Here is a 23,802-nt window from a genome sequence, read left to right as displayed (position 1 = left end):
ATTTTGGTATAGTTAGATTGTAACAACTATACGGCCGTTAATTTCACCTTTGAGCATGTCATCGAAAATTTCATTAATATCTTCGAGTTTTTTCTCTTCAATGATAGCTTTTACTTTACCTTGTGCGGCAAATTCAAGGCATTCTTGAAGGTCTTTACGTGTACCTACAATAGAACCTACTACTGAAACACCATTTAGCACAGTATCAAAAATTGGCAATGGCATATCTTCTGGTGGTAAGCCAACTAATACGCATTTGCCCCCACGGCGAACACTTTTATACGCTTGTTCAAACCCAGGTTTTGATACTGCGGTACAAACAACAGCGTGCGCCCCACCTACTTGCTCAAAAATAGCCTCACTTGGCACCACGTCTTTAAAATCAAGCGTAATATCAGCGCCTAACTCTTTAGCTAGGGCCATTTTTTCTTTGCCTGTATCTACAGCAATAACATTAAAGCCCATTGCTTTTGCATATTGCACCGCTAAGTGACCTAAACCGCCCACACCAACAATAGCAACCCATTGACCCGGCTTTGCATCTGATACTTTTAATGCTTTATACGTTGTTACGCCGGCACAGAATAACGGGGCAGCTTCAGCAAAGCCTAATCCTTCCGGTATTTTGATGATGTAATCACCATGTGCTAAACAATATTCTGCATAACCACCGTCAATTGAGTAACCGGTATTATGTTGCGATAAACACAGGGTTTCACGTCCATCTAAACAAAATTCACAATGGCCACAGGCGCTATACAACCAAGGTACACCCACTCGGTCGCCCACTTCTAAATGTTTAATATTACTGCCTAGTTTTTCTATTACACCCACGCCTTCGTGACCTGGTACCAATGGCATTTTTGGTTTTACCGGCCAATCACCATGACACGCATGTAAATCGGTGTGACATACACCACAAGCGGCTATTTTTACCAGCACATCGTTAGGACCTACCTCTGGGATTGGTAAATCGGTGATTTCTAACTTGCCTTTATATTCTGTATTTATTGCTGCTTTCATAGTCATTCCATCGTTTATAAAAAATTATGCTATTTAACAAAGGCGTTAAACAACAATGTTATGTTGCATACCCGCAACATAACCCACTATAAATGCTTAAATATTAATCTATATCAATCATTAGTCGTAAAACGTGGTTTTTTATCCAAGCTAAACGCTTGCCATACTTAACCAGCGTGCTAGCATAGATTTCATTTATTTTTGAAACTTGTAACAATGACATTATCAGAAAAAAACTTTGCCTTTGTAATGCATTGTGGCGAGATGGGCAGCCGCTGGGGATTTAATCGTACAATCGGCCAAATGTGCGGGTTACTTATTATTACCAAAGATCCAATGACGGCAAACCAAATCGCAGATGCGCTGAGTATTTCACGCGGTAACGTGAGTATGGGAATTAAAGAATTACAATCTTGGCAGCTGATCAAGGTAATGCATATCCCAGGAGATAGAAAAGAATACTATGCACCTGCGGGTGACATTTGGGATATGGCTAATCGCGTGTTTGAAGAACGTAAAAAGCGTGAAGTAGAACCTACACTTAGCTTACTCAGAGATAACTTATTAGATGAAGCAAGTAACGACGATGAAATTTATGCACAAAAACAAATGGGCGAAATTCATAACTTACTTGAAACAGTGACTAAATGGTCGTCAGAGTTACAACGCTTAACCCCTGAGCAGCTAAACAAACTAATGAAGCTAGGTTCAGGCATTGGCAAAGTCATTGACCTTAAAGATAAAATATTCAAAAAAGAGCAGTAAACCATTAAAAAGCCGCAATGAGCGGCTTTTTAGTTATTCGCTTAAGCTTAAATTTTTGGGTAAGCAATTCTATCTGACAAATAACCTACGCTGGTTGCAAAGTAATATGAACGATTCCAGTGCATAAATACTTTGTAGTTATCGTATGCTAAATACATGCGTCCATTTATATCATCCGGCATCACCAGTGCTGCATCTACAGCAACCGTAGGTAAATCACTGCCATCAACACGACGAACACCTAATGCTTGCCAATCTGCTAAAGAGCGCTCTGATTTATCCCAGTACTCTAGCCATTGCTTTCGGGTTTTAGTACCGCGCTTTAATATATACTGCTTATCAAAATCAGCGGGCAATTGTACCTGGCGACCCCAGGTTAAATTATCATTCCAACCCTCTTGCTTTAAGTAATTTGCAATTGAAGCAAACGCGTCTTCTTTGGTTGTCCAAATATCTTTGCGGCCATCGTTATTGTAATCAACGGCGTAAGCATTAAATGAGGTTGGCATAAACTGGGTTTGCCCCATTGCACCCGCCCACGAGCCTTTAAATTTATCAAGCGTGATATGTCCCGACTTTAATATATCCAGTGCTGCCCACAATTGGCGTTTGTATAACGCTTCACGACGTCCATCAAATGCTAAAGTTACTAAGGATGAAATAACATTGTGGCCGCCTTGAATAGCGCCAAAATTACTTTCTAAACCCCAAATAGCCACAATAAAACGCGCTTGAACACCAAAGTCTTTTGCTACTTTTTCTAAGACTTCTTGGTTTTCTTTATACAATTTACGCGCACGATCTATTTTCCATTGCGGTACTCGTTTTGGTAAATACGTTTCCAGCGTTTCTTTTACTTCTGGCTGGTTTTTGTCTGCTGAAATGACTTTTTCTTTATAAGATGCAGTGGCAAATGCTTGCTCAATTAACTGAGTATCGTAGCCTTTTGCTATTGCCTCTTGCTTTAAATTAGTAAGATATTGTTGAAACTCAGCTTGTGTTTTTGCCATCACCGATGAGCTTAAACACACACCACACAATACAACCGCTAATTTTTTAATCACTATCTGCTCCATTTTGTTTTCTTAATTGACTTAGCAAGTTTTCCTCTGGTGGCGGAATTTGTAAATAATAGCCTTGGTCGCTAAGCGACTGTTTTAAAGTGTCTAAATCCGCTACGCCTAATTGAGTCCGCTTCGCTAAGTTAATGATCATCACGTACTGAGGTTGACCAAACATGGCCATTAAAGGTTCCGGAACTTTACTAAAATCGTCTCTTTTTTCAATAAATAAGAAAGTATCTGCTTTTTTCTTACTTTTATATACCGCAGTTAGCATTATGGCCCTATAAAATCTTGCTTAACAGTGCTACACACTATAACATGGCAATAATAATAAGTTATAAAAATTAGTGTGGAAACTGTAATAAAAGCCTTGTTCAGCCTAGGTTTATATAAAGTTACATGCTAACTAGACAATCCAGTTGAGCATCTATGTCGGACCAAATTTTTGAGCTAAAAGGCAACCTTTTTACGTTATCAGTTTTACATCTTTATAGTACTGATATTAACCTTTTAGCAGAACAACTGTATGTAAAAATTGCCCAAGCCCCAAAGTTCTTTGAGGGTGCCCCCATTGTCGTCAATTTAATTGAAGTAAAAAACAGCGCAATCGACTTTGTTCACTTAAAATCGCTTATTGAACGCATGAGCTTTAATGCTGTAGGTGTATGTAATGGTTCGGATGAACAGCATAAACAGGCAAAAGCCGCAGGGTTATCTGTTTTAAACTATTCACAAGACGTTAAGAGTGAACCCGCAAGAGTAGAGTCAAATACTTCGGTTGTAGAAAAAACCGTGTATTTACCAGCGCAAATTATTAATGGTGCGGTGCGCTCAGGCCAACAAGTTTACGCCAAAGACCGCGACTTGGTGGTGTTAGGCGCGGTAAGCCATGGTGCAGAAGTAATTGCCGATGGCAATGTACATATTTACGGAACCCTACGAGGGCGTGCAATTGCCGGCGCAAAAGGGCTCGAAAACGCATACATATTTTGTAATAAATTAGAAGCAGAACTCGTTTCAATCAATGGTAATTACTGGATCAGTGACTCACTGCAAGGTGAACACTGGGGTAACGCAGTTCAAATACAACAAAAAAATGAATCTTTAGAAATTTCAGCTTTGGTTAAAGGATAAATCTCATGGCAAAAATAATTGTCGTTACCTCGGGTAAAGGGGGTGTTGGTAAAACAACATCAAGCGCAGCAATTGGTACAGGCTTAGCATTAAAAGGCTACAAAACTGTTATCATCGATTTTGATATCGGTTTACGTAATTTAGACCTCATCATGGGTTGTGAACGTCGCGTAGTGTATGACTTTGTTAATGTGATCAATGGCGAAGCTAACCTTAATCAAGCACTCATAAAAGACAAACGTGTAGAAAAGTTATTTTTACTTCCTGCTTCACAAACTCGCGATAAAGACGCACTCACCCGTGATGGTGTTGAACGCGTATTGAACGAGTTAAAAGAAGACTTTGACTATATTGTTTGTGATTCTCCTGCAGGTATTGAAGCCGGAGCTATGATGGCGATGTACTTCGCTGATGAAGCAATAGTTACAACCAACCCTGAAGTCTCGTCAGTACGAGATTCGGATCGTATTCTAGGCATTTTACACAGTAAATCGAAACGTGCCGAAGAAGGATTAGAAAACATTAAAGAGCATTTGCTAATAACACGCTATAATCCAGATCGTGTATCAAAAGGTGAAATGCTATCTGTTGAAGATATCCAGGACATCCTAGCCATAGACTTACTAGGTGTCATTCCTGAATCTCAAGCAGTGCTTAGTGCATCAAACTCTGGACAACCGGTAATTCTTGATAGCGAATCAGACGCAGGTCAAGCTTATGCTGATGCGATCAGTCGTTTATTAGGCGAAACGGTTGAATTTAGATTTTTAGATGTAGAGAAAAAGGGTTTATTCAAACGGATATTTGGAGGTTAATGTGTCTTTACTTGACTACTTCCGCTCAGAAAAGAAAAACAGTGCGTCATTAGCAAAAGAGCGATTGCAGATCATTGTCGCGCACGAGCGTTCTCAGCGTGGAACACCAGATTACTTGCCACAATTAAAGCAAGATATTCTTGATGTCATTCGTAAGTACGTTAATGTAGGCGCCGATGCGGTTCAAGTTCAGTTTGATCAAAATGAAGACGATTTAGCGGTACTCGAGCTCAATGTCACATTACCTGACGAAGAAAAGAAATAATAAAAAAGGGCGCTAAGCGCCCTTTTTATTTTTTACATCAAGCTATTTAATACTCTAATTATCCCACTCTTTTAGCGCATCTTTAACAAAATCATATCGCCATGAGCTGAGTAAATCTGGTTTTATGTGTTTTTCTTTTTGCTGAGCAGTTAACTTCCAGTTCCAACTAATTAGCTGATTTATTTGCTTTTTAGAGGCCATAACGTCTTCTGGAATGTTATGCTCTTTAGCAACTTTAGTAATTTTTTGTTTGATCTCCTTCGCTACTTTTTTATAGGTAGGAAAATCAATTAACCGCTTTAATACTTGTGGGTGTTGCTCAGCTGGAATGGCTTTGGCCTGCTCAATACACTTTAAAATTTCAACCCCAGAACGATTCACTTCAATGGGTTCTACCCCAGGAATTTGTCTCAGAGCATTTAAACTTGAAGGGCCTCGTTTGGCAATTTCGGTCATATTGTGCTCTTTAAGCACAAAATTAAGCGCTAGATTTTTACGAATAGCTTTATTTCGACGCCATACTGCTAACTCTTTAAGTACCGCTAGTTCATGCGGCTTAAGTTGCCATGCATTTTTAATTTCTTTGTAAAGTAGCTCATCCGGGATTTGAAAAGCACGTTTATTGGCAACTAATTCACTTTCATTGATCACAATATCAAATAAATCAGCGGCTTTAATGCTATCTATAATTAACTCAAAACAAGGCAGCAGGTGATACGTATCAGCAGCAGCGTATTCAAGTTGCTTTTGGGTAAGGGGGCGTTGTAACCAATTAGTGCGCGATTCGCTTTTATCAATCTCAATATTCAATAATGTTTTCACCATTAAGGCAAAGCCCATACAGTTTCCCTCACCTAATAGCTGAAGTGCAAACTGGGTATCGAATAAAGGATAAGGAACAAATCCTGCGTACTTTTGAAAAACTTCAATATCTTCTGAGGGTGAATGGAGTACTTTTAGCACTTTAGGATCTTTAAGTATTTGCCAAAAATCAAACAAGGAAAGCTCGGCAAGCGGGTCAATAAGCGCTAAATGTTCGCCATCATAAACTTGAATAAGTGCAACTTCTGGATACAAAGTACGGCGGCGCATAAACTCGGTATCAATAGCAAGAATGGGTTTGTTTTTAATTTGTTCTACAAACGTATTAAGCTCATTTTGGGTTTGGATCAATTGGTAGTGCACTGAGTCTCCTACAATAAAAAAGCCGACTGATGTCGGCTTTTTTATAGTTGCTAATCTTTTAAGGCTCTTCTGAGAATTTTACCCACGTTAGTTTTGGGTAACTCATCCTTAAACTCAACGAGTTTAGGAACCTTGTAATTAGTTAAATTATCACGACAATGTTTTATTATATCTTTTTCAGTTAAAGAAGGGTCTTTTTTCACAACAAAAACTTTAACTTGTTCACCACTAATGTCATGAGGGATACCAACCGCGGCCACTTCTAGCACGCCTTCATGCATGGCAACCACTTCTTCTATTTCATTTGGGAAAACATTAAAGCCTGAAACAATAATCATGTCTTTTTTACGATCAACAATGTAGAAAAAACCTTCGTCATCGTAAGTGGCAATATCACCAGTTGCAAACCAGCCATCTTTTAAACATTCAGCCGTTGCATCAGGGCGATTATAGTAACCAAGCATTACTTGCGGACCTTTTACCCACAGTTCACCCGGCTCACCTTTAGCAGCTTCTTCACCGTTATCGAGCATTAATTTAATGTCAGTACTTGGCGCAGGTAGACCGATAGAACCATTATAAGCTTCTAAATCATACGGGCTAATTGTGACTAAAGGAGAACATTCTGTCAGGCCATAGCCTTCCATTAGTTTGCTGTTAGTGACCTTTTGCCATTTTTCTGCAACAGGGCGTTGTACTGCCATGCCGCCGCCTAATGACATTTTAAGGTGACTAAAATCAAGCTCAGAGAAACCAGGGGTATTTAATAAGCCATTAAATAAAGTGTTCACCCCTGTAATAGCAGTAAATTTATGCTGACTAAGCTCTTTTACAAATCCAGGCATATCACGTGGATTTGTAATTAAAACGTTTAAGCCGCCGTATTTCATAAATGCTAAACAGTTCGCTGTTAATGCAAATATATGATAGAGCGGTAGCGCGGTAATAACCACTTCTCTACCACGCTCAAGCACGTTATCTAAACAACCAGATACTTGCTCAAGGTTACCCACCAAATTACCGTGGCTCAACATTGCCCCTTTAGACACACCGGTTGTACCACCGGTGTATTGTAAAAATGCTAAATCGCTTAAGTTAACCTCTGGGCGCTTATAGCCATTCAGATCAGCTTTTAATAAATCACAAAAGTTAATCGTGTTAGGCAACGTATAGCTTGGTACCATTTTTTTGAAATGCTTAACAACAAAATTGACTAAATGCTTTTTAAGACCACCCATCATGTCACCAACCTGCGTAACCACAATGTGTTTAACGTCAGTATTAGGCAGTGCTTTTTCAAGCGTGACAGCGAAGTTAGCAAGAATAAATATTGCTGATGTTTCAGAATCTTTTAATTGGTGCTCTAGCTCACGAACGGTATATAGCGGATTAACGTTAACCACCACACACCCTGCGCGTAAAATACCTAATATAGCAATTGGGGTTTGCAACAAGTTAGGCATCATAACAGCGACTTTATCGCCCTTTTTTAATCCTAAATCGTTTTGAATATAAGCCGCAACACGTTTTGTTGCCGCGTCAATTTCGTTATATGACAATGTTTTACCCATATTAGTAAATGCAGGTAAATCTTTGTAATCATTAAAACTTTTTTCAAACACTTCGAGTAACGAGTTGTAGTGCTCAGGATCGATTGTTTCAGGCATACCTTCTGGGTAGCGCTTAAGCCAGATTTTTTCCACTCTTAGCCCCTGTTTATAATTATATTTTTATTAACCTTAATCTAAGTAAGGCACTTTCACAATTGAGCAAATACTCTAATCTAGAGATAATCCCACATTTATCGGTAATATACAATTAACATGCACTACTTTGCACCATAAATGCGTGAATGTGTTCAAAACATAGTCCACTACTTTGCATATGGCAATGATGCCCACCAGGCACATCTATTACACTCAAGTTATTGTAATATTTACTATACTTGTCTAGATTTTGTTTTACAAATGGATAACCTTTATCACCTAATATTAATTGGCATGGTGCAATTAATTCTTTTATTGCACCAATACATTGCGCTTCATCAAATCGAAAACCTGAGTGATTTTTAAGCTTAGGATCGCAAGTTAGCTCAAAACCACTGTGCATTTGTTTTATGTTTCTGTCCATCAGCAATGCAATTTGTTCATTATTTAAATCAGTTGTTTTTGCACGTGCTTGATAAATTTGTTGTTTTGATGTGTATACCCGTGATTTTTTTGTACTAAGCCTTGCTCGGTTTAGTATGGCATTTCTTAGCTGAGAACACACTTCATCGCTATCGGTAGTGACACAACCTATACCTTCAATAAAAGAAACAGATTTTACATACTCACTAAAACAACTAGCAAATAGTCCTGCAACCATAGCCCCCATAGAATGACCAACTAAGTGTACCTTCTTTAACTTAAGCGCTGTGATTAATGCATACACATCATCCACATAGTCAATAAAGTAGTAATGTGCCTGAGGGCTTCGCCAAGATGACAGCCCATGCCCTGGAAAATCAATGCAATACCATGTTTGCGAAGGTGCAGCTCGACTCAGCATAGGCACAAAGCTAGCACTATTATCTAGCCAGCCATGCAGAGCGATAACGACGTCTTCACCGTCTCCAAATTTAATACCGCGTATATCTAGGTCATTAGCTTTTACCGAAAATGGTTGCAACGCAAACCTCAACTTTTTTATTTGGTTATGGCTATAACATACAAGAGTTAATACACAATTAATAGAACTGAACTCACAGAACACACACTTAAATTTCGAGATTTCATAACATATTCATTTATTTATCTTGCTATCGGTATACAATAATAGTCGCTATTAAAATAAGTACACTTAAAGGGTACACACAATGAAAAAACAGTTCGGCTTATTAGCGCTTTTATGTACAACAGGAGCATTCGCTCAAACAGCGCCTAAAAATGTTATTTATATGATTGGTGATGGCATGGGTCCCGCTTTCACTACCGCTTATCGATATTACAAAGATGACCCTACAACAAAAGAAATAGAAACAACCGTTTTCGACACTATGTTAAAAGGCATGGCGCACACTTATCCTGATGACCATACTTATGTAACAGACAGTGCCGCAGGTGCAACTGCACTTAGCAGCGGCCATAAAAGTTATAATGGCGCAATCGCTGTCGATACGGCCAAAAAACCGGTTAAAACCATGCTAGAAATTGCAAAAGAGCAAGGAATGACAACAGCGTTAGTGGCTACCTCACAAATTAATCATGCAACACCTGCAAGCTTTGCCGCACATAATGAATCAAGAAGAAATTATGATGACATCGCAAACGACTACATTGACAATAAAATTGCTGGTAAATTACCGGTTGATTTAATGTTAGGCGGTGGTACTCAATATTTTATTCGTGATGACAGAAACTTAGTCGACGAATTTAAAAAAGCAGGTTATCAATACGGCGACAATATTAAAAACCTAGGTCAAATCACACAAATCCCTGCCATTGGTCTATACGCACCTAAGGGATTACCTTTTGCGCTAGATGAAAACCCAACGAGATTAAAACAGTTAACCTCTAAAGCGTTTGATTTGCTTGATGGGCAAAACGATAAAGGCTTTTTTGTGATGATTGAAGGCAGCCAAATTGACTGGTGTGGTCACGCAAATGACATTGCTTGCGCAATGGCTGAAATGGACGACTTTGCAAAATCAATCGAAACGGCAAAAGCGTATGTAGATAACAACCCAGACACTATTTTAGTGATCACGGCTGATCACTCTACAGGCGGTTTAACCATTGGCGCGCATGGCCAATATAAATGGGAAACCGACATCATCAAAGGTGTTAAAGCCACTGCGGGTACATTAACCAAATTATTAATGGGATCAGATAACCTTAAAACGGTATGGCAGGCCAATACCCGTATTGAGTTTACAACTGAAAACGAAATTAAACTTAAGCAAGCTAAAGCCATGGGTGAAAAAACCCTTAATTTAGCGGTTAAAAGCATTATCAATGATTTAAGTTTCACTGGTTGGACAACGGGCGGACATACCGCTTCTGATGTGCAAGTATTTGCCTATGGTAAAAATAGCGATGACTTTATTGGTTCACAAAACAATACTGACATAGCTAAAAAACTGATTAGTTACATAGAACAGTAATCGCTGTTATGAAAATAAAAAGCCCGAATAATTTATTCGGGCTTTTTATTTGGCTATTAATTTTATAATTAAGCGTATATATCAACACCAATTAAGCTTTGAACTTCAGCTCTTCGCTCTAAATTAGCAAACTCAGTGTAAGTAGAAATTGCCTTACTGACTTGCGCACTCGGTTGATCGTAAATAGTTTGGCTATATTGGGCCTCTTTGGTGTTCGCTTTTACAAACTCTTTTGCGAGTTCAAGCCCTTCAGGACTGCTCTTAACATAATCTGTATTGGTTTTCTGTGATATTGGCTGCTCTGATAGTCGTTCAGGCTTTGCCGTAACAACAGCAGTAGAACGCACCTTAGCAGGGATATCACCAGTAAAAAAACCAGAGCTTATAGGCAGCGACATTACGCTTCTCCAACCAACAACATGCTTAAATTATGATTTAAAATAGCTCAATATGCAAACAATACAACTTAGCGTTACTCGCGGCCTGGTAATTTTTTCCATGTCACTGTGTCACGCACATACTTAGGCTGAGCATCACTTGCTTTTACGCCATTACCTGCAAGGTACTGTGCATCCACTAACGCTAACATGTATTGTGCATCGGGTAGCGTAATTTCAGGGTGTACACTCACATTTGTAAATGTAGTTAATGCATCGGGGTAGCTTTTAAATCCAGTCCCCACGCCGGTTGCTGTTTTGTTTGTGTCTATCAATGAAGCATCAAGCAGTTCTGGCTTAAAAACACGTTCTTCACCTTGAAGTGTCATCAAATTATTATTAACTTGGTATTGAGCAAAGTATATTTCCCCCATACGCGCATCAATGCTTGAATAAACCACTTCATCGCCAAATTGTTCAAACGCTTGTTGCGCCATAACCGCTAAGGTAGAAACCCCCACTAGCGGTAAATTCGTTGAATACCCAAGCCCTTGTGCAATGGCCACACTAATACGCACACCCGTAAAGCTGCCTGGACCTTGGCCAAAGCCAATAACATCTAAATCTTTTAATTTACAATTGGCTTTATTAAGCAGCTCATCAATAAGTGGCAGAATTTTTTGGCTATGCTGCTGCGGACACTCTTCAAAATGATGAAATGTTTTACCCTGATAATGCAAAACAAGCGATAAAGCCTCAGTAGAAGCGTCTAGGGCGAGAATGTTACTTTTGATCATTTTTGTACTCAATTAATATGTTTTAAAAATGTATTTGCATCTTCTAAGCTACGTGTACGGCGCATTGGCGGTAAACTCTTTAAAAATACTTGTCCATATTGGCGTGTAACTAAACGATTATCGCAAATTACTAACACACCTTTATCTTTGTTATCACGAATTAAGCGACCTACCCCCTGCTTTAAGGCAATAACCGCTTGTGGTAACTGAATATGCGCAAAGGGATCTTTTCCTTGCATTTGGCAATCTTGCATTCTAGCCTGCAAAAGCGGATCATCGGGCGCTGCAAACGGCAGTTTGTCGATAATAACACAGCTTAAAGTACTGCCTCTTACATCAACCCCTTCCCAAAAGGACGCTGTACCGAGCAACACGGCATTACCATGACGGGTAAATTTTTCTAATATAATGCGTTTAGACATTTGCCCTTGCATGTAAACCGGATAGTCCATTTGTGTGGTTAAGCCCTCAGCCACCAAATGCATCATCCGGTAACTAGTAAATAGCACAAAACAACGCCCTTTTGCTGATTTTATGAGTTCGAGAGTTAACTTTACAATCGCATGCGGCATATTATCTGCGTGGGTTTCAGGTAAATAGCGCGGTAAGCACAATAGCGCCTGATTTTCATAATCAAACGGGCTATCTACCATCATACTTTGCTTTGGTTTTAACCCAAGGCTGGCATTAAAGTGAGTGAGTTCGTTGTCGACCGATAACGTGGCCGAGGTAAACACAAACCCTGCGCCAGACTCTTTCATCATCAAAGCAAATTTAGCCGATACATTCAGTGGCGTTATATTAATGGTTAAATAGCGCCGCGTGGTTTCGTACCAATAACTAAAGCCTGTTTGGGCGGTATCAAATACGCGCTCTAACTGGCCTTTAAATGCCAACACCCGCTCAAATGGGTGTTCAATTTTATCACTTCGTTCTAAGCAATGTTTTAAAACCTGATACACAAATTCTAAATCACTAATAACACGATGTAATGCAGAGCAAATAAGCTTATTACTGAGCTTTTCACGCCAATCCCCGCGGCTACCGTCCACACCAAACTGCAATCTTAAATCGGCGACACTGGTTTCCAATTTATTCAAACTTTTTCCTAATTGCAGCATGTCAGGAATTTCAGCGCGGTAAATAGCGCGTAAATCATTAATTAAATCCACCAGCTTTTTAGTACTCATGGTTTCGCCAAAATAGTCGCTGGCAATTTCACTTAACTGGTGGGCTTCATCAAAAATATAAGCATCTGCGTTGGGCATTAGCTCTGCAAAGCCAGACTCTTTAACCGCCATATCGGCAAAAAATAGATGATGGTTAATTACGACAACGTCGGCATCCCCTGCTTTTAAACGCGCTTTACGAATGTAGCACTCTTGAAAGTCAGGGCACTCTTTACCTAAACAGTTATCTGCAGTCGAGCTGACATACGGCAACACTTTGGCATCTTCTTCAATACCAATACAGTCGGCTAAATCGCCCGTATGCGTTTCACTGGCAAATTTAGCAACCATAGCGAGCTGATGCATTACATCAGGGTCGTCTGTGGGTACGTGTGCAACATGTTGGGTAAGCCGATAAGTGCATAAATAATTGGCACGCCCTTTTAACAATGCCGTTTTTTTAGCCGCGCCTAAGGCTTTTACTAACACCGGTAAATCACGATGATACAGCTGTTCTTGCAGTGCTTTAGAACCGGTTGAAATTATTGTTTTGCCTTTAGATTTAAGGGCTGGCGCTAAATAAGCAAAGGTTTTACCTGTGCCAGTACCGGCCTCAACAACAAGCTGGGAACTTGTTTTTAATGCATCCTCAACAGCCACGGCCATATCAATTTGAGGTTGGCGTGGTGAGTATCCATCTATTGATAAAGCCAAAGGCCCGGTTGCACTAAACAGCTGTTTGATAATACCAATCACTTTATAAAAAATAATAGCGGGATTCTACGTAAGCTATTGATGAAGGGCAAGCCAAATAGCGTGAGAATTTGGCCTTTAAAGGGGCTTATGCCCCTGTTAATTACTGTGCAATTATAGTTAACATAATGCCACTTGCATTACGATAGCCTTTAACATCTATGTGCCATACGCCTGCCTGGGGTGCAGAAATAGTGCAACTTTCTGTGTTGCCGTTTTTATATGGCCTACACACAAATTGTGTATTTGAAGATGGCGCACCGAAATTTAAATACAAATCAGCATCGCCGCTTCCGCCTGAAATAGCAACGTTCAGGGAGGCATAACCCGCGGCTAAACGTTGTTCAAAACGCTGCCAAGCGCCTGTATTTACGCTAATGTTATCTTCTACGCGATTAATGGGCTCTAAAGCGCCTGCTGGCTCAAAAATGCCTGTCAAAGAGACATTATTAATTGCGCTGTATGCCTCAACCATGACATAGTAAGTGCCTTCATTACTGGTTGGAATGTCGCAACGCTCATTACTTGTGGCAGAGGTACTTTTACAGTCGTAATCAGTTAACGTGGGCGCCTGATTATATTTAACGTATAAATCGGCATCGCCATTATCACCTGAGGTTTCAAAGCTTAAGTTTTGCGCTCCTTTTGGTACATTCAATGTATAGATAAGCTGCTCTTTAGCAGTGGCATTGATACCAGAAATTGGTTCACCATTGACTAACTCATTATTATTTGGCGGAGTAACATCACCGGCATTTTTTGCCAATTCTGCAACAAAGCTAACGGCTAAGTTAGCAAATTTAATTGCATGATCAGCGTCAAAATTACTGTCGTTTTGTGTATGTATCAGTGGGTTAATGTCATTCATTTTTGATTCGAATGGCATAGAGGCCGCAAACCCTTGTTGATACCACGAAGCATGATCGGAGCAACCATAACCACATTGATCAAAGCCATAACTAATTTGTGGTAAATAGGTGTCTATCAGCTGGGCTAAAAATTGGTTTTGAGCATTGGTGGTGTAATCCGTCATCATAATAATATCTTCGATACTGCCGTTATTACCAGTCATGTCAAATTGCACCATGCCAACTACATTCTTACCCTGCGAACGATAGCTACTGGCTATAGCTTTAGACCCTTTTAACCCCACCTCCTCTGCTGCAAACGCCATTATTTGAATAGTTTTTTGCGGTTTATAATTTGTATCAACAATTGCTCTTAACGCTTCCGTTAACACTGCAATACCCGATGCATTATCATCCGCGCCAGGAGAGCGCCCTTGTGCTGGATTTGCTTGATTAATCGAGTCTAAATGCCCCCCAATAATAACAATTTCATCTGCATTTTCAGCACCTGCAATGGTTACAATCACTGATGATTGCGCCCAGCTATGCTGATAACTCTCAATGGTTATATCACTTCGAACGCTGGCAATTTGTTGCCAATAACTTTGCAGCCACTGTGAGGCATCAACGCCGGTTTGCGAAGTATAATAACGATTATTAAAACTAGTGAGTGAATTTACAGTGCTTTGTAAATTAATTGGGCTTTGTGCACTAATTAAACTTTGTACTGTTTGCGCATTATCAATTGAATAATTAAAGGCTGATGTAGCTTGGCTATTTTGAACAACAGCTAATTTTTTTGCGTAATCAATCGCTTCTTCGAACGAACTATGCGCAACAAACCCACCACAACGGTTATAGTTCTGGTGCATAAACTCACTTAAATTGTTCACTGCGTCACGCGGTACACTGAGTAAATCAACGTCAGGTAAAATACTTGATTTTCTATGCGCAAATTGCATTTTTTGCAAAAATGTACCTTGTTCATGTTGATAATGCTGGGCTGAAGTTGAGTCAATGGTGACCCAAATATTGTCTGGATTTTCATTTGCTAAGCAATTAAAACTTAAGGTTAAAGTAGTAATAACTGCTAACTGTTTAAAGTAGTTCATAAATATTCCTTATCTTGTTACTTTTATTTTAAGCATTAAAAAAGGGGCAAAGCCCCTTTTTATATGTATGCCTAATTAGCCGTTACGTTGAGTGTTACGCCACTTGCTAAGCTGTAACCTCTTAAATCAATGTACCAAGTACCTGCTTGTGGGTTATCAAATGTACATTCTTCATTATTACCATTTTTGTAGGGTCTACATAAGTATGAAGACGTACTTGAAGGCGAGCCAAAGTTTACATAAAGATCAGCATCACCATTACCACCGGCAATACTAATATTTAAAGTGCTATACCCTGCTGATAAATCTTGAGTAAAGCGGCTCCAGTTATTAGTAGTCACATTAATATTAGACTCAGTTCTATTAATTGGCGTCACACCACCATTCCCATCAGAGTAGCTTCCCGTTAGCGATACACCAGATATCGCACTCCATGCTTCAACCATTACATAGTAAGTTCCTGCTTGTGCATTACTTATGTTGCAGCTTTCTGTACTGGTAGATGTTGTGCTATTGCAATCATAGTTATTTAAGCTTGGTCTACTAGCAAATTTAACATATAGGTCTGCATCACCTGAGCCACCCATTGTATTAAATTGAAGATTTGTTGCACCGTCAGGGACTTCCAAAGTAAAGAATAGTTGCTCTTTTTCTGCGCCGCTAATACCCGTACGGGTTACCCCATTGGTTAACACTTCATCGTCAGTCGGTGGTGGTGTAGCACAATCACTACCTGAACTAAGATTTGAATTAACACCTACCGCAGCCAAAGCGGCTTTTACATCATTAGGGTCATAATTTAAATCACACGCAGCATCCATCACACCGTTACCGGCTAAATCCCAGCCTACACCCGCACTCCAATATAGTTGGTTAGCACGTGCCATTACGATAAAGGCTTTTTGCGTATCCCAACCCGGCGTGGTTGCTAAATTATAAAATGCCTTGTTATAAACACCTGAACTATAATGCACGTCCATACCTGAATAATAGTTACTTTGGTTATCTATGGAACGGCCATCTTGGGTAGGGTTATTCATGTAACGCAGTGCACCATTACCTTTAAAAATATCCTTTCCAACTAGCCAATCGTTGCTGCCTTTCATATAAAATTCAGCGGCTTCACCAGCCATATCCGAAAAGGCTTCGTTTAATCCGCCTGGTTTACCATTGTAAATCAAGCCTGAATTTTGCTCAGTAAAGCCATGGCTGACTTCATGTGCAGATACATCTAAACTCACCAATGGATAAAACGTATTTTGCCCATCACCAAAGGTCATTGCGCTGCCATCCCAAAACGCATTTTCATAGTTACTTGAGTAATGAACCCGCATTTGTAACTGAAAACTCAAAGGCGCAGTCCCTAACCAATCGTTATACATATTAAAAATAACGTTACCAAAAAAATGAGCATCGTTTAGCGGTGAATAAGCACCGTTTATTTCTTTGAATGTATTTTCAGGACATGTAAATGAATACGCAGAAGAGCCACTTGTTCCGCCATTTAAATTAATAGTGCGAACATTTGCGTTATTCATGCTACAAGTATTACCTGATTGACTAACATCTAGGCTGTCAAAATCAGTTCCATATAAATACTTGCCTGTTTTTAGATTACCGCCAGGGCCTGTTGCATTGGCATGTTGCAGGTTATCGTAACTAAGCAAGACCTCACCGGTATTAGCATCAATGATCAGGTATGGCCTTGATGGTGACTTGCCATAAGTAACATAAGACACTTCATAAACTAAATGCGCCTTATTTTGATCGTCAACCCAGATAGCAAGTCTGGATTGCTCATTATGTTTTTTTAAGCCTACTGATTTTGCAGCTATACCCGTTTTAGACCCTTTTAAAATCGCATCTTTTTTTGTCAATTTAGCCGATACATCAGATAAATCTTCATCAATATTATAAACAGCTGCACCATGGGCTTTTTTAAGCATCCCATTATTAAATGTTAAGCTGACCGTATCACCAATGACAGGAATGCCCTGATACGTTTGTTGATAGCGGCGGGTTACTTCTCCGTTATTGCTAGTAAATTCTTTTAATACAACTAATTCGTTCCCTACACTCAACCCAATCAACTGATTTGGACTTACTGATAACAAGGAAGCAGAGTTTGATTGCACCATATTATTAATTGTCGGTTGTTGATTTAGGTATTTCTTATTCGCAGCTACTGCATTTGTTGCTTGAACCAAAGTTAAAGCAGCAAAAGTTGCTATTGTGATTTTAGATAAATTCACGTTTACGCTCCGTTAAAGTTTAAGTTTTTAATATATTTGTATTAATCGGCACACCTTGTACCCGATTAAGGATCAGAGTAGGTCACAAACTTAAATAACGAAAATTAAACATTTAATTTACAATTAAAGTATTAGCTCGAAAATTAATCTATTATTTTACAATGATTTAAAAACTACTGTTTTAACTAATGAAGGCCAGAAATAACATTTCGTATACATATATTTACATAAAACAGCCGGCAAAAAGCATTAGATTTTAAAATCACACGCTTTATTGTTAATCACTAATCGACTGCTCAATGAGCATGTAGTTGCAAAGGAAAATACTTTACCTGTTGAGCTTTAAAAGAGGGGTAATCTATTTTAAATGGGTAGGGAGTAGTTTTAAAAACACGCAGTTCATAGCCATGCACCACTATTTGCTATGTTTAAAAAAATTTGCTTTTATTGAGGGCGATTTTAACTTGAGGCAATAACGGTATCGCCAATCACTTGTACTAAGCCCATGTATCTAAATGGGGTTTGTCGTCATCTTCTTCAGCGGTTTTATTGCGCGATTTATTTTCGTCAAACGTCAGCTTATGTTGCTTTTCTACTTCTCTTTTTTTACGCTCTTCTAACTCGACTTTTTTGGCACTGGCACTTTGTTGAACCCCAGCAATATGAAAAGCTCCTTTAGATTCAAGCGTTAAACGCGTAATAGGCCCTAAATAAGGGATCATTATATCCATGCGTGCCTCCATTGAATTGAATGTAATTTAATCACTATAAAACTGTTGATAAATAAAGCAAACCTTTAGTTATTATCGACAGTTATAAGGTATTCTTTAATTTAAGAAAATTTTTCTTGCCATGCTATTGGTTTATGTGTTTTTATAAATGCGAAATTTATTAAACAAGCAACAGCTAAGCGTTAACATAATAACGAATAGCTAAACAGGATAAAAAATGCGCAACACTCTGACAGCAGTACATCACCACCATCATTCATCGGAATAACCTGTCAGGTCTTTCGCTGAGAGGTTGTTCCTAAAAGGAAACCTCTGGCGAATCAACATACCAAGATTCATTTTCGCCCTGAGGTTTCCCTCGGGGTTTTAGTTTTAAAATTAAAGGAAAATGAGTAATGAATAATAGTAATCGTCTTCGTATCGCCATCCAAAAAGGCGGCCGCCTATCTAAAGATTGTCAAGATCTGCTTAAGCAACTGGGTGTAAAACTCAACCTTCGCGAGCAGCGCCTTATAGCACACTCAACCAACATGCCAATTGACGTTTTACGTGTACGCGATGACGATATTCCAGGTTTAGTTATGGACGGTGTATGTGACTTAGGTATTGTTGGCGAAAACGTTTTAGTTGAAGTACAAGCAGAAAGAGAGCGCCAAGGCGTTCCAAGCGAAGTAACTAAATTATCAAAATTAGATTTTGGTTACTGTCGTCTTGCACTTGCATGGCCACAAGAACTAGGTAAGCAAGACAAAAGCTGGTTTGAAGGCAAACGTATTGCAACCACCTACCCTGAAATTTTAAGCCAATATTTAAAACGTGAAGGCATCAACGCCAGCACTGTTATGCTCACAGGCTCTGTTGAAGTGGCGCCGCGTGCTGGTCTTGCTGATGCCATTTGTGATTTGGTCTCAACAGGTGCAACCCTTGAAGCTAATGGCTTAATGCAGGGTGATACAATTTTAGAGTCAAACGCTTGTTTAATTCAAAACACCCAACTGCAAGATGCTGACAAACTCGCGCTTATCAATAAATTGATGCCGCGTTTGCGTGGTGTTAAGCAAGCCAAAGAAAGCAAATACATCATGCTACACGCACCAAAAGACAAGCTGGATGAAATTTGTGAAATCCTGCCTGGTTCTGGTCAACCTACATTACTTGCACTAGCAGGATCTGACGAATATGTAGCATTGCACATGGTAAGTAGCGAAACGTTATTTTGGGAAACCATGGAGCAACTTAAAGCACTCGGCGCGAATTCTATTTTAGTTATGCCAATTGAAAAAATGATGGAGTAACAGCCATGCTTCGTTGGAATGAAGAATCATCACAGGTTCAAGCAGCGGCGCTGATGCGCCCTGCTGTATCAGCGAGTGAAAAAGTAGAAAGTATTTGCCAAACTATTTTGGCAAAAGTAAATGCGCAAGGCGATGCTGCATTACTGGCGTTAGCAAAAGAGTTTGATAACCGAGCTGAGCCGCGTTTACGTGTTCCACTTGATGAAATTAATGCCGCTGAGAAAATGCTAAGCCCTGAGCTTAAGTATGCAATTGATACCGCTTATGCAAATGTAAAATGTTTTCACCAAGCGCAACTGCCTAAAGATATTAAGTTATCGACTCAACCGGGCGTTGAATGTGAACTGAAATATCAAGCCATCGAAGCGGTCGGTATTTATGTCCCTGGGGGCAGTGCCCCATTGCCATCGTCAGTTATAATGCAAGGTGTATTGGCGCAGTTAAGCGGTGCAAAAACCGTGGTACTCACTACCCCAGTACAAGGCGATAAAGCAATAAATCCTGCTATTTTATATGCTGCTAAATTATGTGGTATCACCACTATTATTGAAAGCGGTGGTGCAGGCGCGATTGCTGCAATGGCCTACGGCACTGAATCAGTACCTAAAGTGAATAAAATTTTTGGCCCAGGTAATAGCTTTGTGACTATGGCAAAGCAGTTAGTTGCACAAACAATTCCAGGAATGGCGATTGATATGCCAGCAGGTCCATCTGAAGTATTAGTGATAGCAGATGAACGAGCAAATCCAGAGTTTATTGCGGCCGATTTACTCTCACAAGCAGAGCATGGCGCCGACTCGCAAGTTATTTTATTGTGTAACAGCGAAACTATTATTAAACAAACACAAGACGCGCTTACTCGTCAATTAGCTAACTTAAGCCGAAAAGACACCGCTGAACAAGCGTTGGCCAATTCGTCACTTATTTTAGTGGATTCAATAGCGCAAGCATTTGATGTATCAGCGCAATATGGGCCAGAGCACTTAATTTTACAGCTGGCAGATGCAAGCCCGTACCTTGATGCGGTTAAAAATGCAGGTTCAGTATTTGTTGGCGACTACACACCAGAATCGGCTGGCGATTATGCATCGGGTACTAACCACGTATTACCTACTTACGGTTATAGCGCGACATACTCAAGCTTAAACTTGCTTGATTTTTTCCGCACATACACAGTACAAACTATTAGTAAAAGTGGCTTAACAGAGCTTTCAAAAGCTATTTTACCACTGGCAGACGCAGAAGGCCTTGATGCCCACGCTAATGCGGTTTCAATTCGTTTAGAGGCAATAAACAATGAGCAATGAGAGCGCCCAAGCAACCAGCTTATTACCCGAGAATATTAAAGCGCTTGCTGCTTACAGCTCGGCTAAAAGTGAAAAGTTAACAGGCACAACGTGGCTCAATGCCAACGAAAGCCCATATGCTAAAAACCTTGAGTTGAGTATTGAAGATTTAAATCGCTACCCCGACCCTCAGCCACAATTGGTTATTGATCGCTATGCAGCTTATACCGAGCTTAAAAGCGACAATGTCCTTATGACGCGAGGTGCAGATGAAGGCATTGAGCTTTTAGTACGCACGTATTGCCAGCCAGCTAAGGACAGTATTGCGCTGTTTTTGCCTACCTACGGTATGTATAAAGTCACTGCTGATACGCACAATGTGGCTATTAACGCGCTTACTCAAGAGTTATTATTAACAGCCAATGTTGATGATATTGTCACTGCGGTCGGTAGCTCAAAACTGGTGTTTATTTGTAATCCAAATAACCCAACAGGTAGTTTAACGCCGCTAGATAAAGTAAAAGCCATTGCCACTGCGCTTGCAGGTAAAGCATTGGTGATTGTTGATGAAGCCTATATTGAGTTTTGCCCAGAGCAAAGTGCAACACAACTTATAAACGAGTTTAGTAATATTGTAGTGCTACGTACACTGTCAAAAGCGTTTGCGTTGGCAGGCCTGCGAACCGGGTTTACCCTCGCTCAAGCCAGTGTACTTGCGCCCATTCGTAAAGTCATTGCACCGTATCCGGTATCGAGCGTGGTAGCGAGTATTGCAGCGCAAGCCATTGCCCCTGATGCCATTACCTCTATGCGTCGCCAAGTGAGCATTTTAAACAGCTTAAAATTAAAGCTAATAGAGTGGTTAAACGCCTCCCCTGCTGTATTAAAAATTCTCACTGGTGAAGGCAACTTTGTTACCTTAAAATTGGCCGATAAAAACAGCTTTAAAGTTGCCCTTGAACAAGGCTTAGTCATGCGAGCATTTACCTTATACGGTGAAGACGACTGGCTACGCATTTCAATTGGTAGCGAACAAGAATTAGAACAAGTAAAAATTTGGCTCGATGGTTTAACCACCCCAACAGCCCTATCACAACAGGAAGTATCATGAGTAATCCCTATTTATTTATAGACCGTGACGGCACCATTATTGAAGAGCCAATCACCGACAAACAGGTAGATAGCCTTGAAAAGTTGGCTTTTTTACCTGGTGTTATTCCGGCATTATTGCAACTGCAAGCAGCAGGCTATCGCTTAGTGATGGTATCTAATCAAGATGGTTTAGGCACTGACAGTTTCCCTACTGCGGATTTTGACATAGCCCAAGACAAAATGATGGACATACTCAACAGCCAAGGGATTAACTTTGAAGATGTACTCATTTGCCCACACTTTGATGAACAAAACTGCGATTGCCGTAAGCCAAAAACAGGCTTACTGACCGAGCTTATGCGCTCTGGCAACGTAGATTTAGCGCGCTCTTTTGTAATTGGCGACCGCCAAACAGATATTGGTCTTGCGCAAAACTTATGTTGTGAAGGTATTTTATACGATGGTAGCTGGCCTGCTATTGTTACTAAGCTTACAACGGCAAACCGTGAAGGCCGTGTTACACGCAATACCAAAGAAACACAAATTGATGTAGCGGTTAATCTTGATCAAACTAAAAACGGTAGCATAGACACCGGCCTTGGCTTTTTTGATCACATGCTGGATCAAATACGCACCCACGCAAACATTGGCTTAAACATTAAAGCCAAAGGCGATTTACACATAGACGAGCATCACCTTGTTGAAGACATTGGTATTGCCTTAGGGGTTGCTCTTAAACAAGCACTTGGCACAAAATCTCAAATTGCGCGTTATGGTTTTGCATTGCCTATGGATGAATGTAAAGCCGAAGCTCAAATTGACTTATCTGGACGTGCTTCATTTGTGTTAAACGCAAACTTTAGCCGCGAAAAAGCCGGTGATTTAGACGTACAAATGGTAGAGCATTTTTTCAAAAGCTTAAGTGATAACGCTGCAATTAGCCTTATTTTGTCGGTAAGTGACGGTAACTGTCATCACCAAGTAGAGGGCTTGTTTAAAGCATTTTCTCGTGCTCTGCGTATGGCAATTGCACAAGATACTAGTCAACAAACAGCCAGCTCTAAGGGGTGTTTATGATAGCGATAATTAATACCGGTTGTGCCAATATCAACTCGGTACGCTTTGCATTTGAGCGTTTAGGTAAAACCCCTACCGTTATTACCTCGCCAGAACAATTAGCAGGCTATGAGCGCGCTATTTTGCCTGGTGTTGGCCATGCATCTGTGGCTATGAAGCGCCTAGTCGATAATGGTTGGCAGCAAGCCATTAACGAATATCAGCGCCCGCTAATGGGAATTTGCCTGGGGATGCAACTGCTGTGCGAAAGCACCGAAGAAGGTAACGTGCAATGCTTAGGTAAAATACCCGGCCAAGTAAAAGCACTGGATGTAGGTAGTTTAACGTCACCGCATATGGGGTGGAATAACTTATCTATACAACAAGCGCACCCACTAACCAAAGGGCTGCATAAAGACGATCAGGTTTATTATGTGCACAGCTTTGCGCATACCGTTAACGATGCCACTTTAGTCAGTAGTGAATACGGGCAAACTTTTTCAGCCATTGTTGCTAAAGATAATTATGCCGGTATGCAATTTCACCCAGAGCGAAGTGCTAAAGTAGGCACTCGTTTATTACAAAACTTTCTAGATTGGCAGTTATAAGCGACTGTTAATAAATAATAAAAGAGATACA

22 protein-coding genes are annotated in these 23,802 nt (G+C 40.1%); 10 read left to right on the top strand and 12 right to left on the bottom strand.

From position 1 onward, the window contains the following. Window positions 1-12: 12 nt before the first annotated feature. On the bottom strand, window positions 13-1,023 hold the full coding sequence (gene adhP / locus AAEY57_RS04605) for an alcohol dehydrogenase AdhP (RefSeq protein ID WP_016900169.1): 1,011 nt from the start codon (window positions 1,021-1,023) through the stop codon (window positions 13-15). 216 nt (window positions 1,024-1,239) lie between these two features. On the opposite strand from adhP, the gene AAEY57_RS04600 reads away from it, so the two are divergent. Next, window positions 1,240-1,788, top strand: a complete 549-nt coding sequence (locus AAEY57_RS04600; protein WP_013463314.1) for a GbsR/MarR family transcriptional regulator — start codon at window positions 1,240-1,242, stop codon at window positions 1,786-1,788. A 47-nt stretch (window positions 1,789-1,835) separates the two neighbouring features. Here the strand turns inward: AAEY57_RS04600 and AAEY57_RS04595 are convergent, their stop codons facing one another. Further along, a complete protein-coding gene (locus AAEY57_RS04595; RefSeq protein ID WP_016900168.1) occupies window positions 1,836-2,852 on the bottom strand; it encodes a lytic murein transglycosylase in 1,017 nt (338 codons plus the stop codon). Next, window positions 2,845-3,126, bottom strand: a complete 282-nt coding sequence (locus AAEY57_RS04590; RefSeq protein ID WP_013463311.1) for a YcgL domain-containing protein — start codon at window positions 3,124-3,126, stop codon at window positions 2,845-2,847. The genes AAEY57_RS04595 and AAEY57_RS04590 overlap by 8 nt, the downstream gene beginning before the upstream one ends. Window positions 3,127-3,281: 155 nt before the next feature. Between AAEY57_RS04590 and minC the strand changes: the two genes are divergently transcribed. From minC to minE, 3 genes are read left to right on the top strand one after another with little or no spacing between them, the layout of a single operon-like run. Continuing rightward, complete coding sequence (gene minC / locus AAEY57_RS04585; RefSeq protein WP_013463310.1) at window positions 3,282-3,986, top strand: septum site-determining protein MinC; 705 nt, start codon at window positions 3,282-3,284, stop codon at window positions 3,984-3,986. 5 nt (window positions 3,987-3,991) lie between these two features. Further along, complete coding sequence (minD, locus tag AAEY57_RS04580; protein ID WP_013463309.1) at window positions 3,992-4,801, top strand: septum site-determining protein MinD; 810 nt, start codon at window positions 3,992-3,994, stop codon at window positions 4,799-4,801. 1 nt (window position 4,802) lies between these two features. Continuing rightward, on the top strand, window positions 4,803-5,066 hold the full coding sequence (minE, locus tag AAEY57_RS04575) for a cell division topological specificity factor MinE (protein WP_008111532.1): 264 nt from the start codon (window positions 4,803-4,805) through the stop codon (window positions 5,064-5,066). A 54-nt stretch (window positions 5,067-5,120) separates the two neighbouring features. On the opposite strand, the gene rnd is transcribed toward minE, so the two are convergent. The 3 genes from rnd to AAEY57_RS04560 form a co-directional block, all read right to left on the bottom strand. After that, the gene (rnd, locus tag AAEY57_RS04570; RefSeq protein WP_013463308.1) at window positions 5,121-6,251 is read right to left on the bottom strand and encodes a ribonuclease D; all 1,131 of its coding nucleotides are present in this window, start codon (window positions 6,249-6,251) and stop codon (window positions 5,121-5,123) included. Window positions 6,252-6,301: 50 nt separating this feature from the next. Next, complete coding sequence (fadD, locus tag AAEY57_RS04565; RefSeq protein WP_016900167.1) at window positions 6,302-7,954, bottom strand: long-chain-fatty-acid--CoA ligase FadD; 1,653 nt, start codon at window positions 7,952-7,954, stop codon at window positions 6,302-6,304. A 115-nt stretch (window positions 7,955-8,069) separates the two neighbouring features. After that, a complete protein-coding gene (locus tag AAEY57_RS04560) occupies window positions 8,070-8,921 on the bottom strand; it encodes an alpha/beta fold hydrolase (RefSeq protein WP_016900166.1) in 852 nt (283 codons plus the stop codon). A 187-nt stretch (window positions 8,922-9,108) separates the two neighbouring features. Here AAEY57_RS04560 and AAEY57_RS04555 point away from each other — a divergent pair, with 187 nt between their 5' ends. After that, on the top strand, window positions 9,109-10,395 hold the full coding sequence (locus AAEY57_RS04555; protein WP_016900165.1) for an alkaline phosphatase: 1,287 nt from the start codon (window positions 9,109-9,111) through the stop codon (window positions 10,393-10,395). A gap of 68 nt (window positions 10,396-10,463) precedes the next feature. Here AAEY57_RS04555 and AAEY57_RS04550 read toward each other — a convergent pair whose 3' ends face one another. The 6 genes from AAEY57_RS04550 to AAEY57_RS04525 form a co-directional block, all read right to left on the bottom strand. Continuing rightward, window positions 10,464-10,793 (bottom strand): hypothetical protein, encoded by a 330-nt coding sequence (locus AAEY57_RS04550; RefSeq protein WP_016900164.1) that lies wholly within the window; start codon window positions 10,791-10,793, stop codon window positions 10,464-10,466. Between the two features lie 74 nt (window positions 10,794-10,867). Further along, window positions 10,868-11,569 carry a tRNA (adenosine(37)-N6)-threonylcarbamoyltransferase complex dimerization subunit type 1 TsaB gene (gene tsaB / locus AAEY57_RS04545; protein ID WP_016900163.1) on the bottom strand — a complete coding sequence of 234 codons (702 nt, stop codon included), beginning with the start codon at window positions 11,567-11,569 and terminating at the stop codon, window positions 10,868-10,870. An 8-nt stretch (window positions 11,570-11,577) separates the two neighbouring features. Further along, a complete protein-coding gene (yoaA, locus tag AAEY57_RS04540) occupies window positions 11,578-13,494 on the bottom strand; it encodes a DNA repair helicase YoaA (protein WP_013463302.1) in 1,917 nt (638 codons plus the stop codon). A 100-nt stretch (window positions 13,495-13,594) separates the two neighbouring features. Further along, entirely contained in the window at window positions 13,595-15,451 is a 1,857-nt protein-coding gene (locus AAEY57_RS04535) for a M28 family metallopeptidase (RefSeq protein ID WP_016900162.1), read from the bottom strand. A gap of 71 nt (window positions 15,452-15,522) precedes the next feature. Further along, complete coding sequence (locus AAEY57_RS04530; protein ID WP_016900161.1) at window positions 15,523-17,703, bottom strand: M4 family metallopeptidase; 2,181 nt, start codon at window positions 17,701-17,703, stop codon at window positions 15,523-15,525. Between the two features lie 497 nt (window positions 17,704-18,200). Then, window positions 18,201-18,434: a hypothetical protein gene (locus AAEY57_RS04525; protein ID WP_016900160.1), complete on the bottom strand. Its 234-nt coding sequence runs from the start codon at window positions 18,432-18,434 to the stop codon at window positions 18,201-18,203. 395 nt (window positions 18,435-18,829) lie between these two features. Between AAEY57_RS04525 and hisG the strand changes: the two genes are divergently transcribed. The 5 genes from hisG to hisH are packed head-to-tail and all read left to right on the top strand — an operon-like array spanning window position 18,830 to window position 23,771. Further along, on the top strand, window positions 18,830-19,729 hold the full coding sequence (gene hisG / locus AAEY57_RS04520; protein ID WP_013463297.1) for an ATP phosphoribosyltransferase: 900 nt from the start codon (window positions 18,830-18,832) through the stop codon (window positions 19,727-19,729). Window positions 19,730-19,734: 5 nt separating this feature from the next. Continuing rightward, window positions 19,735-21,036, top strand: coding sequence for a histidinol dehydrogenase (gene hisD, locus AAEY57_RS04515; protein WP_013463296.1), 1,302 nt, complete (start codon window positions 19,735-19,737; stop codon window positions 21,034-21,036). After that, window positions 21,026-22,126 carry a histidinol-phosphate transaminase gene (gene hisC, locus AAEY57_RS04510; RefSeq protein WP_013463295.1) on the top strand — a complete coding sequence of 367 codons (1,101 nt, stop codon included), beginning with the start codon at window positions 21,026-21,028 and terminating at the stop codon, window positions 22,124-22,126. The genes hisD and hisC overlap by 11 nt, the downstream gene beginning before the upstream one ends. After that, window positions 22,123-23,184, top strand: a complete 1,062-nt coding sequence (gene hisB, locus AAEY57_RS04505) for a bifunctional histidinol-phosphatase/imidazoleglycerol-phosphate dehydratase HisB (protein WP_013463294.1) — start codon at window positions 22,123-22,125, stop codon at window positions 23,182-23,184. The genes hisC and hisB overlap by 4 nt, the downstream gene beginning before the upstream one ends. Further along, a complete protein-coding gene (hisH, locus tag AAEY57_RS04500; protein ID WP_013463293.1) occupies window positions 23,181-23,771 on the top strand; it encodes an imidazole glycerol phosphate synthase subunit HisH in 591 nt (196 codons plus the stop codon). Before hisB ends, hisH begins: the two co-directional genes overlap by 4 nt. Window positions 23,772-23,802 lie beyond the last annotated feature (31 nt).

Origin of the sequence: Pseudoalteromonas sp. MER144-MNA-CIBAN-0113 (assembly GCF_040308965.1) — a bacterium.
GTDB classification, from domain to species: domain Bacteria; phylum Pseudomonadota; class Gammaproteobacteria; order Enterobacterales; family Alteromonadaceae; genus Pseudoalteromonas; species Pseudoalteromonas tetraodonis.
The sequence above is the reverse complement of the archived record's forward strand: the minus strand, read 5'-3'. Positions and strand labels throughout refer to the sequence as shown.

Excerpts from the sequence above, each read along its gene's own strand:
- adhP (WP_016900169.1), bottom strand. The coding sequence starts at position 1,023 with ATGAAAGCAGCAATAAATACAGAATATAAAGGCAAGTTAGAAATCACC.
- AAEY57_RS04600 (WP_013463314.1), top strand. The coding sequence starts at position 1,240 with ATGACATTATCAGAAAAAAACTTTGCCTTTGTAATGCATTGTGGCGAG.
- AAEY57_RS04590 (WP_013463311.1), bottom strand. The coding sequence starts at position 3,126 with ATGCTAACTGCGGTATATAAAAGTAAGAAAAAAGCAGATACTTTCTTA.
- minC (WP_013463310.1), top strand. The coding sequence starts at position 3,282 with ATGTCGGACCAAATTTTTGAGCTAAAAGGCAACCTTTTTACGTTATCA.
- minD (WP_013463309.1), top strand. The coding sequence starts at position 3,992 with ATGGCAAAAATAATTGTCGTTACCTCGGGTAAAGGGGGTGTTGGTAAA.
- AAEY57_RS04555 (WP_016900165.1), top strand. The coding sequence starts at position 9,109 with ATGAAAAAACAGTTCGGCTTATTAGCGCTTTTATGTACAACAGGAGCA.
- AAEY57_RS04550 (WP_016900164.1), bottom strand. The coding sequence starts at position 10,793 with ATGTCGCTGCCTATAAGCTCTGGTTTTTTTACTGGTGATATCCCTGCT.
- tsaB (WP_016900163.1), bottom strand. The coding sequence starts at position 11,569 with ATGATCAAAAGTAACATTCTCGCCCTAGACGCTTCTACTGAGGCTTTA.
- AAEY57_RS04535 (WP_016900162.1), bottom strand. The coding sequence starts at position 15,451 with ATGAACTACTTTAAACAGTTAGCAGTTATTACTACTTTAACCTTAAGT.
- AAEY57_RS04525 (WP_016900160.1), bottom strand. The coding sequence starts at position 18,434 with ATGGATATAATGATCCCTTATTTAGGGCCTATTACGCGTTTAACGCTT.
- hisG (WP_013463297.1), top strand. The coding sequence starts at position 18,830 with ATGAATAATAGTAATCGTCTTCGTATCGCCATCCAAAAAGGCGGCCGC.
- hisD (WP_013463296.1), top strand. The coding sequence starts at position 19,735 with ATGCTTCGTTGGAATGAAGAATCATCACAGGTTCAAGCAGCGGCGCTG.
- hisC (WP_013463295.1), top strand. The coding sequence starts at position 21,026 with ATGAGCAATGAGAGCGCCCAAGCAACCAGCTTATTACCCGAGAATATT.
- hisB (WP_013463294.1), top strand. The coding sequence starts at position 22,123 with ATGAGTAATCCCTATTTATTTATAGACCGTGACGGCACCATTATTGAA.
- hisH (WP_013463293.1), top strand. The coding sequence starts at position 23,181 with ATGATAGCGATAATTAATACCGGTTGTGCCAATATCAACTCGGTACGC.